Raw genomic sequence first — 14302 nt, forward strand, 5'->3', positions numbered from 1 at the left:
CACCTGAATGTCCTTGCCTGGCAAGCCAGCAAATAGAGCCTATTAGTGTCGGCTCATTGTCTGAAGCAGTAGGCTCTTGGAGATCGTGCCTTTGAACACACCCTGGCGATCCAGCACGGCAACTGGATTAACGGCATCAGCAACGATGTGAAAGACGTCCTGCAGGAGTACATCGTCGCGCAGCGTAGGAGTGGATTGATCCACGGCGTACGGATGCTCTGCGCAAATTTTGGCAACATCACCAGCCTTGAGGATCTTCGAGGCATCAAAGCCTTTGAAGAAAGCTCTGACGTAATCGTTCGCGGGGTTGCAAAGCAGCTCTTGCGGAGTACCGATCTGTACTACCTGGCCACCCTCCATGATCGCAATGCGATGACCGATGCGAATCGCCTCGTCAATGTCATGGGAGATGAAGATGATGGTGCGATGCTGTTCTGCCTGCAGGCGGATCAGCTCGCCCTGCATTTCGTGGCGAATCAACGGATCGAGTGCCGAGAAGGCTTCGTCCATCAGCAGGATGGCGGGGTCGTTGGCCAGAGCTCGAGCCAGACCTACCCGCTGTTGCATACCGCCGGACAGTTGGTGCGGATAGCTGTAGGCGTGGCCATCGAGCCCTACCTGTTTGAGTGCCTCGAGTGCACGTTTATGCCGTTCACTTTCCTCGACACCCGAGATTTCCAGGCCGAAAGCAACATTGTCGATCACACTCATGTGGGGCATCAGGGCAAACGACTGAAACACCATGCTCATGTCTTTGCGACGAACGCTGAGAAGATCAGCATCCGACAAACCGGTGATTTCTTGGCCGTTCAAATGGATTGTTCCGGAGGTCGGTTCGATCAGTCGGTTAAACAGCCGAACCATCGTCGACTTTCCAGAACCGGAAAGCCCCATGATGACGAAAATCTCACCGCGTTTTACGGAGAAACTGGCATCAAAAACGCCAACGACTTGACCGGTTTTGCTGAAAATTTCATTCTTGTCAGCACCGCGAGCCAGCATCTCCATCGCGAGCTTTGGCTGAGTGCCAAAGACTTTGTAAATGTTTTTTACCGAGAGTATCTCGTCACCAAGACTCATAACCCCTCCTGCTGCAATTACGACGTAAGATCAAGAACTTAGGTATACGTGTCTTGATCAGTTAAGACGGTGCTTGTGGGGGCAGTCAAGCTGGGAGAAAGGTTGGGAATTAGTCATTGTGACCATCCTCATTATTATGTGATGTTTATTATTTTTGTTTTATCGGCGCTGAATTAAGCAGTGCCTTGAGAGCCAAGTTATTACCTTATAGAGTCAGCGTCTAACAACATTTCTTCCCGCCAATCAATAACGCCATGTTATCAATCATTTGGTTGTGTCAATTTGCGACTGCGGCAGTGCTAGTTACGAAGGCGACTGCCGCTGCCACTGTCTTAGACCCTCTGTTTCAGCTACGCTCCATCGTAGGCTCTAGGTGGAACCCTCCCGCCGATCTCGTCCCTAACGGCTCTCCAAAGGGCCCCGAACCGGATATTCAATACTCTAGGTTATGGTTAAGCACATCGATCCAGACATGACGCTGCTGAAAATGCCGTCTCTGAAAGCAGTGAAGTCATTCGTAGCAGCCGCCAAATATCAGAGCTTTACGCGTGCAGCTGAAGCGCTGTGCGTTACTCAAGCGGCAATCAGTCGTCAGATTCGGGAGCTTGAGGCGTACCTTGGGGTGGATCTCTTCAAGAGAGTGGGGCGAGCAGTCGAGTTGACGGAGGCAGGATCCATCTTTTTTGATGCGGCACAGATATCTTTCGTCAACATTTCCCAGGCGGCGGAGCGCATTCGCACCAACAATGCGGGCAAGCGCACGTTGACGCTTTGCTGTTCTCCCGCGTTTTCAGCCCTCTGGCTCGCAGCGAAGCTGCCAGGCTTTTTTACCAAGAACGCAGACATCGACCTCAATCTGGTAACCACTCAAAACTTTTTGTCGATGGAACCGGGTGTAACTCCAGACATTTTCATCACCAAAATGGCCAGGATTCAGGATGGCTACCGCAGTTATCCGTTGTTTCATGACGTCATCTATCCGGTGTGTACACCTCGTTACAAAGAGGAGCACCCTGAGCTGTCCAGCCTGGAAGGATTACGCGACGGGGTTTTGCTAAACCTCAGCCCCTATGGCAGATCCCAGGTAGCGGAGCACGTTGACTGGGGCGTTTGGCTGGCTTATCACGATGTTGATATCGAGAAACGCCCCCACGATAGCCCTCACGTTTTCAACGCGAACGACTACAACCTGGTAATCAGCATGGTGTTGACTCATCAGGGTGTAGCCCTCGGATGGAATCACCTGGTTGCAAACCTGATCGAAAACGGCACGCTGATTCGTCCGATCGAAGAGGAAGTGGTTCTCCATGAAAGTCAGCACTATCTGACATTTCGTGAAGACCGGATCAATGACGACGCCTGTTGCCGGCTACGCGACTGGATTCTCGCCCAGTTTTCCTGAGCCGTTTAGAAGAAAGGAGTGCTGGCTGAGCAGTGACTCGGATTGCGGAGAGGGGAGAGGTTTGGGTGTTCCGGTGGTGATCATTCGTGGTGCTCACCACCGGCCGTGTTGCACTTACCCGACAGACCTTAACGGGATCGTGTCATCGAGCTGCTCAAGCATCGTTTTGCAGTACCAGTCATCAAACTGACACACACCAATTTCGCTAGCCACCGATAACGGGCCCGGCTCGTAAGCAGGGGAGCTGACCCCTACCTGTGCGCCTTCCACCAAGGTGCGATCCTGGTCATTGGTTGCAAGCCAAACCTTGGTCAGGCGATCGATGTCGTAGTCGACACCTTCCTGCGCGTCCTTCTTGACGATCCATTTTGTAGTGACCAACGTCTCGCCCGGACCGATGGGCAGAACGCGGAAGCTCAGCGCGTGATCGCCCAGAAAGTGGTTCCAGGTGGATGGGTAGTTGAAATAAAGCAGCGCACCGATGTTGGCTTCGCCGGTTGTGTCCAACCGGCCAGCGACCGCAGGCTTACCATCCATTGTGTAGCTGACGGCCCCGGAAAACAGGGGGATGCGCGTCATTCGGAAACGACCTTCATCATCCATGACCAATCGGCTAGGCAGACCTGCCGCCTCGCAGCGATCCCAGTGCTCTTTGAGTTCGAGATCTTCATCGCCGCCGGCGCCGCCCACTGATGGGTTGTCCACGAATGAGTGCATCAATTCCGGATGGGTACAATCGCAGTGGTAGCACTCACGGTTGTTCTCGAAAACCAGTTTCCAATTGCCTTTCTCGATGATGTTCGACTCAAAGGCGACTTTGCAGTCATCCAGGTTATGAGGCGCAACGAAAGGGGTGACGGATTTTCTGAACGACGAAAAGTCTGGAGCGACGTCAGCCACGCACACATAGATGTAGGTTTCGACGACCTCACAATGCACGGGTTTCAAACCATGCTGAGACTTGTCGAAATCGTCCCCCATGTTCCCGGCGAAAAGCAGTCTGCCATCCAGCTCGAACGTCCATTTGTGGTAAGGGCACACCAGCTTGGCGACCTTGCCGCTTGCTTCCGGGCACACCTTGGAGCCGCGATGGCGGCAGGAATTGTGGAACGCGCGAATCTGTTTATCTGCGCCACGGACGACCGCGACAGGGTAATCGCCGACTTGCAGCGACAGGTACTGACCCGACTTCTCCAGCTCAAATGTGTGCCCTGCGAAGATCCAGCTTTTGTGCCAGATCTGTTCCAGGTCCTGCCTGTAAACGTCTGGATCGCTATAAAGGGCACCTGGCAACGCGTGGTCAGGCTTGCGCTGCGCGATTAGATTTGAAACTGCCGATTTAGTGCTCACGGTCAACACACTCCAAAATACCAAGGGGGCGACACGTTCAGCCTGCTCAGCGAGGTGAGGCCAAACGGTCTTGAGTTCGCAGCACTGTCTGTGGATGCAAGCCCATCAAACCGTGCTGCTTCTATCCGCGAACCGGAACGGTTTGCCACGTCCAGGAAGCGCTTTACGAAAAATGTGCCTTCTTGGATGGTGGTGCCATCCGTGCACTCATTTCGTTCGAGTCCTTACTAATGCAGACAATTCTGTACTGTCGATGTTTGCATCAATAGCAATATTTCTACAGCACCTTATTCGAGCCCGGACAAACAGATCCTAACTAATGGAACGCATGTACGAGAAATTCGCTTATCCAATTTGTCGGTAGAATATCGCTGTTGTAAGGCTACGACGGCAATCAGGCATCAACAAGAAACATTTACTCTTATCAATGCATAAACAAATGTTATCGATTGACGTGGCAGCGCTGATGATGAAATTTCAAGTCGTTGAAAATAAAGGGAAAAATACTTTTCATGACGAATGAAGCACCCCTCTGGAAATGTATACGCCAGAAATACACTCTATTGACCGCCTTCTTGGCCCATGCCAGTCTGGATTCAACAGCTAACCAAATTGCCGTAGTTGATCTCGTGTTTGAGCATTGGGAACTGTCCCGTGAAAACATGGAGATTTTTATCGCGCCTCAAGGCATCAAAGCTGACGCGCTCGTTGATCTTCCACCTAACTCGCATTCGGAGCATTTATCTTGAAATTTGAAGGTATTTATACGCCAGCAGTAACTCCTTATAACTCTGATGGGGAGATTGACTGGAATGTGTACTCGGAAGTTTTGGAGTCGCTGATTGAGGCGAAGGTGCACGGCATTATTATCGGCGGGTCGACCGGCGAGTATTACGCGCAGACGTCGGAAGAACGCACCGAGTTGGCGGCCTACGCCAAAGATGTGATCGGCACTCGGGTGCAACTGATCGTCAGTACCGGGGCGATTCGCACCGAAGATGCGGTTCAGTACGCCAAGGATGCCAAATCGATCAATGCGGACGCCATTCTCGTCACGTCCCCACCTTACGCGCTGCCCACCTCACAGGAAAACGCGATTCACGCGCTCACTATCGATCGCGCGGCGGACTTGCCGATCATGCTTTACAACTATCCGGGGCGCATGTGCGTTTCGATGGATGAAGAATATTTCACGCGTGTCAGCCAATCGAAAAACGTCGTCGCCATCAAGGAAAGTTCCGGCGACATGGGCCAGGTGCATATGCTGGCCCGGCAGTTCCCCAACATCGCCTTGTCCTGCGGATGGGACGACCAGGCCCTCGAATTTTTTGCCTGGGGCGCCCGCAGTTGGGTGTGCGCAGGTTCCAACTTCCTGCCCAAGGAACACGTTGCGCTTTATGAAGCCTGCGTGATCGAAAAGAACTTCGACAAAGGCCGTCAAATCATGTCGGCAATGATGCCGCTGATGAATGCCCTCGACGGTGGCAAGTTCGTGCAGTCGATCAAGTACGGCTGCGAAGTTGCCGGATTGAAAGTCGGTAACGTGCGCTTGCCATTGCAGCCACTTGAAGCAGACGAAAAGCAGAGTTTCGCATCGGTCATTGCTGAACTTAAACGCAACGTAGCCAACATTTCTTCGGGAGCAAGCCATGGGTGATCTTCTGAGCAAGGCCGAATATGCCGCTCTGGCCAAAGACATTTCGTTGCCATCCAAGGCGTTCATCAATGGCGCGTTCAAGCCCGCGATCTCTGGCAAAACCTTCGCCACGAACAATCCGGCGACCGGTGACTTTTTGACCGACGTCGCAGCTTGTTCATCCGATGATGTCGATTTCGCGGTGAGCAATGCCAAAGAGGCCTTTGAGGATGGACGCTGGAGATCTATTTCCCCTCGGGAGCGCAAAGCGGTTCTGTTGAAGTTTGCAAACCTGCTTGAAGGCCATCAATACGAACTGGCCGTCCTCGAAAGCCTCGATAGCGGCAAACCGGTCAGTGAATGTCAGTTGGTCGACATCCCGGACACCATCCACACGATCCGCTGGCACGCAGAACTGATTGACAAGATTTATGACAATACCGCCCCGGTGGGCAGCGACGCGTTGACCATGGTGGTCCGGGAGCCAATCGGCGTGGTGGGTTGCGTGTTGCCCTGGAACTTCCCGCTGCTGATGCTGGCCTGGAAAATCGGCCCGGCGCTCGCTGCTGGTTGTTCGGTCATCGTTAAACCTGCCGAGCAAACCTCGCTAACCACGTTGCGTGTCGCTCAGCTGGCGTTTGAAGCGGGCGTTCCCGCTGGCGTGCTCAACATTGTCACCGGCACGGGCAAAGAGGTCGGTGAGCCCATTGGCTTGCATAACGATGTCGACATGGTGAGCTTCACCGGCTCCACCGCGACCGGCCGCCGTTTCCTCCATTACGCAGCCGATTCGAACCTGAAACGCATCGTGCTCGAATGCGGCGGGAAAAATCCGGCGGTAGTGATGGATGATGCCGAAGACTTGGATCGTGTGGCCGAGCATGTCGTCAACGGCGCGTTCTGGAACATGGGCGAAAACTGCTCCGCGACTTCACGTCTGATCGTCCATGCGTCTGTTAAAGACGAACTGCTGGAGCGCATGGGCGCCTATATCCGCGAATGGAAGATGGGCGACCCACTCGATCCGGAAAACCGCGTCGGATCACTGGTCAGCCCAGAACATTTCGCAAAAGTGAAGTCGTACCTTGAGCACGCCGCCGCTGGAAAGCTTGAAGTTGTTTACGGTGGCGCGACCAAAGACGATGCCTTCGTAGAGCCGACGGTGATTGACGGCGTGGATCGGAACAGCCGGTTGTTCCAGGAAGAGATCTTCGGCCCGATTCTTTCGGTCACCACCTTCAACACGATTTCCGAAGCCATTGCCTTGGCCAATGACACGGTTTACGGCCTGGCCGCCTCTGTTTATACCGGTAGCCTGCGACGGGCAATCAAGTTGTCGCGGGAGATTCGTGCCGGCATCGTCACCGTCAACTGCTTTGGCGAAGGTGATGCATCGACGCCTTTCGGCGGCTACAAGGAATCAGGGTTCGGCGGCCGGGACAAATCCATTTTTGCCCACGACCAGTACACCGAAATCAAGACAATCTGGATCGATGTGTCTGATCGGTCGGATGAAGAGACCGAAAAATGAGCACCCATACCATCAAGCGCCTGCCGGTAGACACCGGGGTTTCAGGTTGGGAGGCGATTTCCGCACGCACTGCGCCTGTCCGCATGCTTGATGGAAACGTGACGGCGGATTGGCTGATCATTGGTGCCGGTTTTGCCGGCCTTTCCGCCGCTCGCAGACTTTCACAGTTACACCCTGGTGACAGCATTGTTGTGGTCGATGCTCATGAAGTCGCCAAGGGGCCAGCAGGCAGAAACTCTGGCTTCATGATCGATGTGCCGCACAGTCTGTCGTCCGGGGAGTACTCCGTTGCCAGTGAGTCTGCAACGGCTCTGGAAATCACGCAAAATCGTTTCGCGATTGATTTTGCTGCGCAAGCCGCACGCGAGTACGGCATGTCTGCAGACACCTTCGATCCTTCAGGGAAGATCAACGCGGCCGCCACTGAGCGGGGATTGAAGCTGAACGTCAATTACGCCAAATCCCTTGAGCGCATTGGCGAAAAGTTCGAGATGTTGGATGCAGCGCAAATGCGTGAAATCACCGGGTCCACCTATTACCACGGTGGGATCTATACCCCCGGCGCAGTGTTGATTCAACCTGCGCAATACATCAGAGACCTGGCCGCGGGGCTCGAAGGGGAAATCACTCTTTATGAGCGCTCTCCAATCATTGAGTTGTCCAGACAAGGTAGCAGCTGGACTGCTCGGTCTCATAACGGGGTGGTGCGCGCACCCAAGGTCATTCTGGCGGTCAACGGCCACATTGAAGAATTTGGCCATTATCAAGGACGCCTGCTGCACGTCTTCACTTATGCCTCCATGACGGCAGCGTACAGTGATGATGAATTCAGGAAAGATGTACCGGGAAAAGCCAGGTGGGCCTTGTTGCCGGCTGATCCAATGGGAGCGACCGTTCGCAAGATCTCTACAAACGGTCTCTCGCGTATCGTCATTCGGACAAAGTTCACCTATGACCCGAGTATCCAGGTCACTCCAGAGCGTGTAGCTGCCGTTGCCAAAGAACAGCGACATTCCCTGGATGCACGCTTTCCCGAATTGAAATCCACTGCGTTGGAGTTCAGCTGGGCCGGCCGTCTGTGTTTGAGCCGGAACAGCGCCGCTGCATTTGGCGAGATCGAAGAAAACCTGTATTCGGCTTGCTGCGAAAATGGGTTGGGAACGGTCAAGAGCACCCTGGCAGGTGTAATGGCGGCGGAGTTGGCTTCGGGTACACGTTCTGATTTTCTGGACAGTTTCAGTCACGCGCCAGGACCCAGCAGGCTACCCCCCAAGATAATAACGAAGCTGGGCGTCAGTTCGGTTATTCGTTGGCATGAGTTTTGGGCCGGGCGAGAAGGTTAATAAGTTAAGTCGTCGGCTTTTCCTATAAAGGCCGTTTAACAAGTCACTAATAATAACGGAATAATCCATGAAACATATCTGGAAGGCATTCTGCGCGCTCGCGCTTGTGGGCATGATGAGTTTGCAGGCACAGGCAGAAGAAAAAAACATAGTAATGGGGACCATGTCCTGGGAGGACTTGGTGCCTATTACTGGCATCACCAAGAAAGTACTTGAGAACGCAGGATACACCGTAAAAGTCGTGGAGTTTTCCGAGTGGGGTATCGCCTACGCTGCACTCAGCAAAGGGGATATTCAGGTGTTGGCATCCCAGATTGATTACGCCGCCGCCGATTATTGGAAAAAAAACAAGAACAAAATCGAGAAGCTGTCACCGGTCTCCTTTGGTCTTTATCAGGGCATGGCAGTACCCAGTTACGTGGACATCGACTCCATCGAACAGCTGAATGCAAACGCGGACAAACTGGGGAACAGAATCATTGGCATCGAACCTGGTTCGGGTTTGATGAGTGACGCGAACAATGTGGTCAAAGCGTACGACATCAAGCTCAAGCTGGTCGAAGGCAGTACTTCGGCAATGACCGCGGCTTTAAAGTCGGCAGTCGACCGAAAAGAATGGGTGGCGGTAACCGTCTGGGATCCTTCCTGGATGACCAAGAAATTTGATCTCAAATTCTTGAAAGATCCAAAAGGGGTCTTCCCGCCATTGCAGGGTTATTACTGGATCGGGCACAAGGGCTTCGCTGAAGCCAATCCGCGTGCGCGCGAACTGATGGCCAGCGTTTATGTACCCATCACTGACATCACCGCAATGAATGCTGAAGTCAAGGATGGCAAGACCATGGACGAGGCTATCAATGGCTGGATAGATAGCCATACAGATCTTGTAAATCGTTGGGGAAATATCAAGAACTATTGAGTTTTGTTTGTTTGCCACTGCCGCCCTTTGATTAATTAGAGAAGCCAGCAAACGACTGGTTCGATGGATTGCGAAATGATGATGGCCACAATTAATACTGACGAAGTGCTGGTAGATTGCCAGTCGGTTTGGAAAATCTTCGGTAAAAATGCACCGGCAGCCATGGATGCTGTTGTCCAGCAGGGTCTTTCAAAGACCCAGATCTTGCAAAACTACGGCTGCGTGGTCGGGGTTTCCGATGTCAGTCTTAAGGTTCGCCGGGGGGAAATTTTTTGCATCATGGGTTTGTCCGGCAGTGGCAAATCCACCCTTATAAGGTTGCTGAACAAGCTGATCACCCCGAGCTCGGGGAAGGTGCTGGTCAAAGGCAAGGACGTTTCATCCTTGTCGCCGGCACAACTGCGAGAGGTGAGGGCGCGTCACATCGGTATGGTCTTTCAAAGTGTTGCCTTGCTGCCTAACCGTACGGTTCTTGAGAACACCGCGTTTGGCCTGGAAGTGCAGGGTGTTGGCAAGGCTGAGCGTTACAAAGTGGCCGAGCAGGCGCTGGCGAAGGTTGGATTGAGCGAGTGGACTTCGCGCTATCCCAGCGAGCTGTCCGGGGGCATGCAGCAACGGGTCGGACTGGCGCGCGCACTGACTGCCGATCCAGAAGTGATTTTGATGGATGAGCCGTTCAGCGCGCTTGATCCGCTGATTCGCCGACAGTTACAGGATGAGTTCCGCCAGCTGACCAAGGAACTGGGCAAGTCCGCGGTCTTTATTACCCACGATCTGGACGAGGCGATCCGCATCGGTGATCGCATTGCGATTATGAAGGATGGCGCCATCATTCAGGTCGGCACCGCCGAGGAGATCGTGCTCAATCCGGCTGACGATTACGTGGCGGAATTTGTCGCCGGCATTTCCCGACTGCATCTGGTGAAGGCTCATTCGGTCATGACGTCGGTCCTGGCCTACAAGGCAGCACACCCGACGTGCGACATTTCCAGGCTCACCAAAACCTCGCTTGACGCCGATATCAATGAACTTATCGGATTGACGATGAAGTCCGAGCGCGACGCGCTTGCCGTCGTCGATAACGGAACAGTGGTGGGGATCATTACGCCTCGTGATCTGCTGCGTGGCGTTCAAGGTATTCCCAACGAATTGGCGCCCGTAGCAACTGCCAATGCGATGGAGGCGTCCGCATGAGCACGCCGGATTTTTCCAGTCAGTTTGATGCATCCATTGATACAGGGCTGGAATGGCTTTCGGATAATGGCGAGTTCGTGTTCAATGCCGTCAATGCGGTGCTCAATGGCCTTTACGAAGGCGTGCTGTGGTGTATCGCTTATCCACCGCATTACGTCGTAGCGATTGTCATGGCGTTGATTGGCTGGCGTGTTGTCGGCGTCCGCTTCGCGATTCTCTCAGGTCTGGCATTGTTGCTTTGCGACATCATCGGTTTGTGGCCAGAAACAGTCAGTACACTTGCATTGGTGCTCACCGCTACCGTGTTGGCACTGGCGGTCGCCATTCCGCTGGGAGTCGTCGCGGGTTTGGCGCCTGCCTTTGATCGTGTGGTTGATCCTTGTCTGGATTTGATCCAGACGATGCCGCCCTACATCTACCTGCTACCGGCCATTGCACTGCTCGGCTACGGCCCGGCCACGGCGCTGTTGGCGACTTTTATCGTCGCGCTTCCCCCAGCTCTACGACTGACCTCCCTGGGTATTCGCATGACGCCCAAGGAGTTCATCGAATTGGGAGATGCCAGCGGTGTGACTGGAATGCAGATGTTTTTCAAGATCCGCTTACCGTTCGCCATGCCCAGCATCATGGCCGGCGTTAACCAAAGCCTGATGATGGCATTCGGCATGGTCGTCATTGCCGGCATTGTAGGTTCGGGCGGTTTGGGCGAGGCGATTTACGGGTCCGTTCGTACATTGGATATCGCCAAGTCGATCAACGCAGCCATCGCTATCGTCATTCTGACCATGATTCTGGATCGTCTGGCGCAGAGCGCTGCACAGTCGCGGGGGGCTTCTCAATGACAACGCACATTCAATTTTCTCCAGGCGATTACCTGGCGCCTGCCGTTGATTGGCTGAACACGAATTTACATGGCCTGTTCAAAGGGATCAGTCAGGTCGTTGAGGCGGTACTCGGTGCAGTGGAGGGAGCGCTGCTTGCTCCCCATCCGTATTTATTCATCGGTATTGTCGTCATCGCGGCGTTCTTTTTTGCCAATAAGCGGGTCGCTATTTTCGCTGCGGTGATGTTGGCTTTCTGTTTGTTCGCTGGCCTTTGGGTCGCGTCCATCCAGACGATCGCACTCGTCAGTGTGGCGGTCCTGATCTCGGTGGCCATCGCTTTCCCGCTGGGGGTTCTGGCCGCCCGGGTGAAGCGTGTAGATGACGCGTTGCTGCCGATTCTGAACATCATGCAAACGGTGCCGCCCTGGGTTTACCTGATCCCCGCCGTTATGTTGTTCAGCTTGGGACGGGTGCCCGCAATCATCGCAACGATTGTTTACGGCATCCCGCCGATGCTCAGATTGACCACCCTGGCCTTCAAACAGCTGCCCAAGGATCTCCTTGAGCTGGGACAGGCATCCGGTGCTTCACCTAAAGACATTCTGTTCAAAATTGAACTGCCGACTGCCGCACCCACGCTGTTGGTAGGCCTGAACCAATGCATCCTCATGTCGCTGGCAATGGTGGTGCTGGCAGGTCTGGTGGGGGCGGGCGGTTTGGGGGCTGAAGTGACCCGTGGCCTATCCAGGATGGAGATGGGCTTGGGGCTTCGAGCGGGCCTGGCCATTGTCGCTATTGCGCTGCTGTTGGATCGACTGTCACGGGGCGCGTTGCAGCGTCACTCCCCCAGCAAACTCCTTTGAAAGGGCATCCGTATGAGACGCAGCTTCTTTTGCATTGATTCGCACGCGTGCGGCAACCCGGTTCGGGTTGTAGCGGGCGGAGCACCGCTGTTGCCCTCCGTATCGATGGCGGAACGTCGCGATATTTTCGTACGTGACCACGACTGGGTACGCACCGCATTGATGTTCGAGCCTCGGGGACACGACATCATGTCTGGCGTCATTATTTATCCATCGGTACGTGACGACTGCGACTTCGGTGCTTTGTTTATCGAAGTCAGCGGCTGCCTGCCGATGTGTGGAGCGGGCACGATCGGGTTATCGACCGTGGTCATTGAAGAGGGCTTGGTGACACCTCGTGAGCCGGGAAAACTGGCGATTGAAACACCGGCAGGACGTGTCGATGTCGAATACACCCTGGGCGGCGAATTTGTCGAGTCCATTCGCTTGTTCAACGTAGCCAGCTACCTGCACAGCGCCGATGTGGTGGTGGAAGTACCTGGTGTTGGAACATTTACGGTGGACATCGCCTACGGCGGGAATTTCTACGCGGTGGTCGAACCACAGGAATGTTGGACTGGACTAGAAGGGCAGACGACGGCCGACATCGTGGGGTTGAGCCAGAAGCTGCGCGCAGCGCTCTCGGACATTTGTGACCCTGTGCATCCAGAGAACAGCAGAATCAGTGGCGTTCACCACATTATCTGGTGTGACAAACCACACAGCAGAACCGTGCACGGCCGCTGTGCAGTGTTCTACGGTGATAAAGCTATTGATCGTTCTCCCGGTGGTACCGGTACCTCTGCCCGCATGGCTCAACTGTATGGAAGGGGACGGTTGAACGTAGGCGACATTTACCGACTTGAAAGTCTGATCGGTACGATCTACGAAGGAAAGGTTGAGGCGTCGGTAAAAGTCGGAACCTTCGACGGCATGAAGCCAAGTGTCAGCGGCTGGGCTGAGGTGATAGGGCACAACACCATTTTCGTCGATGACAAAGACCCTCTGGCTCACGGGTTCCAGCTCGCATAAAACAGTTTGGTCACGGCGCCAGCGGTTGATTCTTTGGATGCGCAGATTCAACCGTGGTTTGCACAAAGGCTGCATTTGTTAGTGTAAAAAAAGCGAGGCGTAAAGTGATCGAACGACGAGATTTCAGCGGGTGTATGAAAGGTAAAAACCTGCGCTATCTGGAAGAGACTCGAAGCGAGCCGACGGCTCATGCTCGGGCAGGATTTTTACTGCTCGAACACTTCTCGTTGCCTGCATTTACGCAAGCGCTCGATACGATTGTCACTGCCAACCTTTTGCGGCCTACGTTGTTCTCTTCACGAACCTTCGGGGTGCAGGACGGAGAGGTCACCAGCGACCTTGGCCTGGTCATTCGACCGGATGCGCGTTTGGACGTCGCAGCACTCAAAGACCTTAATTTGCTGGTCATCTGCGGCGGCTATCGCACCGAACTCAAAGTCAATCACGAGCTGATCAGCATTCTCAAAACGGCATCGGAACTGGGCATCACACTGGCCGGGCTGTGGAATGGGGCGTGGTTTTTGGGCGTCTCAGGTTTGCTTGAAGGGTATCGGTGTGCGATTCATCCCGAGCACCGACCCGCGCTCGCAGAAATTTCAAAAGTCACGCATGTCACCAGTGAAGCATTTGTCATGGATCGAGACAGGCTCACGGCATCGAGTCCGGCGGGTGCTTTTCACATGGCTCTGGAGTGGATCAAAGGGCTGCATGGCAAGGCGCTTGTCGAGGGCATCGAAGACATTCTGTCTTTCGAAGAGTCGCGGTATCGGCGTATCAAACCGACACAGAACATCTCGTTGAGCGCCCCCCTCAAAGAGGTGGTCAAACTGATGGACGCCAACCTGGAAGAACCGTTGCAAATGGACCAACTGGCGGTCTATGCCGGACGTTCCCGTCGACAAATAGAGCGCTTGTTCAAAGAACAACTGGGTACCACACCGCAACGGTATTACCTGGAATTACGCATTACCGAAGCACGGCGATTGCTTCAGCACACAGAGCTGTCTCAGGTTGATGTGCTGGTCGCATGCGGCTTTGTTTCACCGAGTCATTTCAGCAAATGCTACAGCTCGTATTTTGGTTACCGGCCATCGAGAGAAACGCGGCTGGTGAAGTAAAGATCGCGTGATCAATCCTCAGTGACTGGTG

General features: G+C 54.1%; 12 protein-coding genes and 1 pseudogene. 11 read left to right on the plus strand and 2 right to left on the minus strand.

Annotated elements, in window-relative coordinates; genetic code table 11:
- Positions 1–42: 42 nt before the first annotated feature.
- Positions 43–1080 (minus strand): quaternary amine ABC transporter ATP-binding protein, encoded by a 1038-nt coding sequence (locus tag BK662_RS13545; protein ID WP_123358478.1) that lies wholly within the window; start codon positions 1078–1080, stop codon positions 43–45.
- A gap of 448 nt (positions 1081–1528) precedes the next feature.
- Between BK662_RS13545 and BK662_RS13550 the strand changes: the two genes are divergently transcribed.
- Positions 1529–2482 carry a LysR family transcriptional regulator gene (locus tag BK662_RS13550; protein WP_160386874.1) on the plus strand — a complete coding sequence of 318 codons (954 nt, stop codon included), beginning with the start codon at positions 1529–1531 and terminating at the stop codon, positions 2480–2482.
- A 114-nt stretch (positions 2483–2596) separates the two neighbouring features.
- Here BK662_RS13550 and BK662_RS13555 read toward each other — a convergent pair whose 3' ends face one another.
- Positions 2597–3832: an aromatic ring-hydroxylating oxygenase subunit alpha gene (locus BK662_RS13555; RefSeq protein ID WP_123358479.1), complete on the minus strand. Its 1236-nt coding sequence runs from the start codon at positions 3830–3832 to the stop codon at positions 2597–2599.
- Between the two features lie 614 nt (positions 3833–4446).
- On the opposite strand from BK662_RS13555, the pseudogene BK662_RS13560 reads away from it, so the two are divergent.
- The 10 genes and pseudogenes from BK662_RS13560 to souR all read left to right on the plus strand — a co-directional run.
- Positions 4447–4581 (plus strand): annotated as a pseudogene (locus BK662_RS13560) (GntR family transcriptional regulator); the annotation flags it as partial.
- Positions 4578–5489 (plus strand): dihydrodipicolinate synthase family protein, encoded by a 912-nt coding sequence (locus tag BK662_RS13565; RefSeq protein WP_123358480.1) that lies wholly within the window; start codon positions 4578–4580, stop codon positions 5487–5489. The pseudogene BK662_RS13560 and the gene BK662_RS13565, both read left to right, overlap by 4 nt.
- The gene (locus BK662_RS13570; protein WP_123358481.1) at positions 5482–6999 is read left to right on the plus strand and encodes an aldehyde dehydrogenase; all 1518 of its coding nucleotides are present in this window, start codon (positions 5482–5484) and stop codon (positions 6997–6999) included. Before BK662_RS13565 ends, BK662_RS13570 begins: the two co-directional genes overlap by 8 nt.
- Positions 6996–8342 (plus strand): NAD(P)/FAD-dependent oxidoreductase, encoded by a 1347-nt coding sequence (locus tag BK662_RS13575; RefSeq protein ID WP_123358482.1) that lies wholly within the window; start codon positions 6996–6998, stop codon positions 8340–8342. The genes BK662_RS13570 and BK662_RS13575 overlap by 4 nt, the downstream gene beginning before the upstream one ends.
- 67 nt (positions 8343–8409) lie before the next feature.
- Positions 8410–9261 (plus strand): glycine betaine ABC transporter substrate-binding protein, encoded by an 852-nt coding sequence (locus BK662_RS13580; RefSeq protein WP_123358483.1) that lies wholly within the window; start codon positions 8410–8412, stop codon positions 9259–9261.
- Positions 9262–9336: 75 nt separating this feature from the next.
- The gene (locus BK662_RS13585; RefSeq protein WP_123358484.1) at positions 9337–10455 is read left to right on the plus strand and encodes a quaternary amine ABC transporter ATP-binding protein; all 1119 of its coding nucleotides are present in this window, start codon (positions 9337–9339) and stop codon (positions 10453–10455) included.
- The gene (locus BK662_RS13590) at positions 10452–11297 is read left to right on the plus strand and encodes an ABC transporter permease (protein WP_123358485.1); all 846 of its coding nucleotides are present in this window, start codon (positions 10452–10454) and stop codon (positions 11295–11297) included. Before BK662_RS13585 ends, BK662_RS13590 begins: the two co-directional genes overlap by 4 nt.
- Positions 11294–12142, plus strand: coding sequence for an ABC transporter permease (locus BK662_RS13595; RefSeq protein WP_123358486.1), 849 nt, complete (start codon positions 11294–11296; stop codon positions 12140–12142). The genes BK662_RS13590 and BK662_RS13595 overlap by 4 nt, the downstream gene beginning before the upstream one ends.
- 12 nt (positions 12143–12154) lie before the next feature.
- Positions 12155–13153, plus strand: coding sequence for a 4-hydroxyproline epimerase (locus BK662_RS13600; RefSeq protein WP_123358487.1), 999 nt, complete (start codon positions 12155–12157; stop codon positions 13151–13153).
- Positions 13154–13257: 104 nt separating this feature from the next.
- Positions 13258–14271: a transcriptional regulator SouR gene (gene souR, locus BK662_RS13605; protein ID WP_185047126.1), complete on the plus strand. Its 1014-nt coding sequence runs from the start codon at positions 13258–13260 to the stop codon at positions 14269–14271.
- Positions 14272–14302: the final 31 nt, after the last annotated feature.

This window comes from Pseudomonas frederiksbergensis, from assembly GCF_003732275.1.
GTDB classification, from domain to species: domain Bacteria; phylum Pseudomonadota; class Gammaproteobacteria; order Pseudomonadales; family Pseudomonadaceae; genus Aquipseudomonas; species Aquipseudomonas frederiksbergensis_H.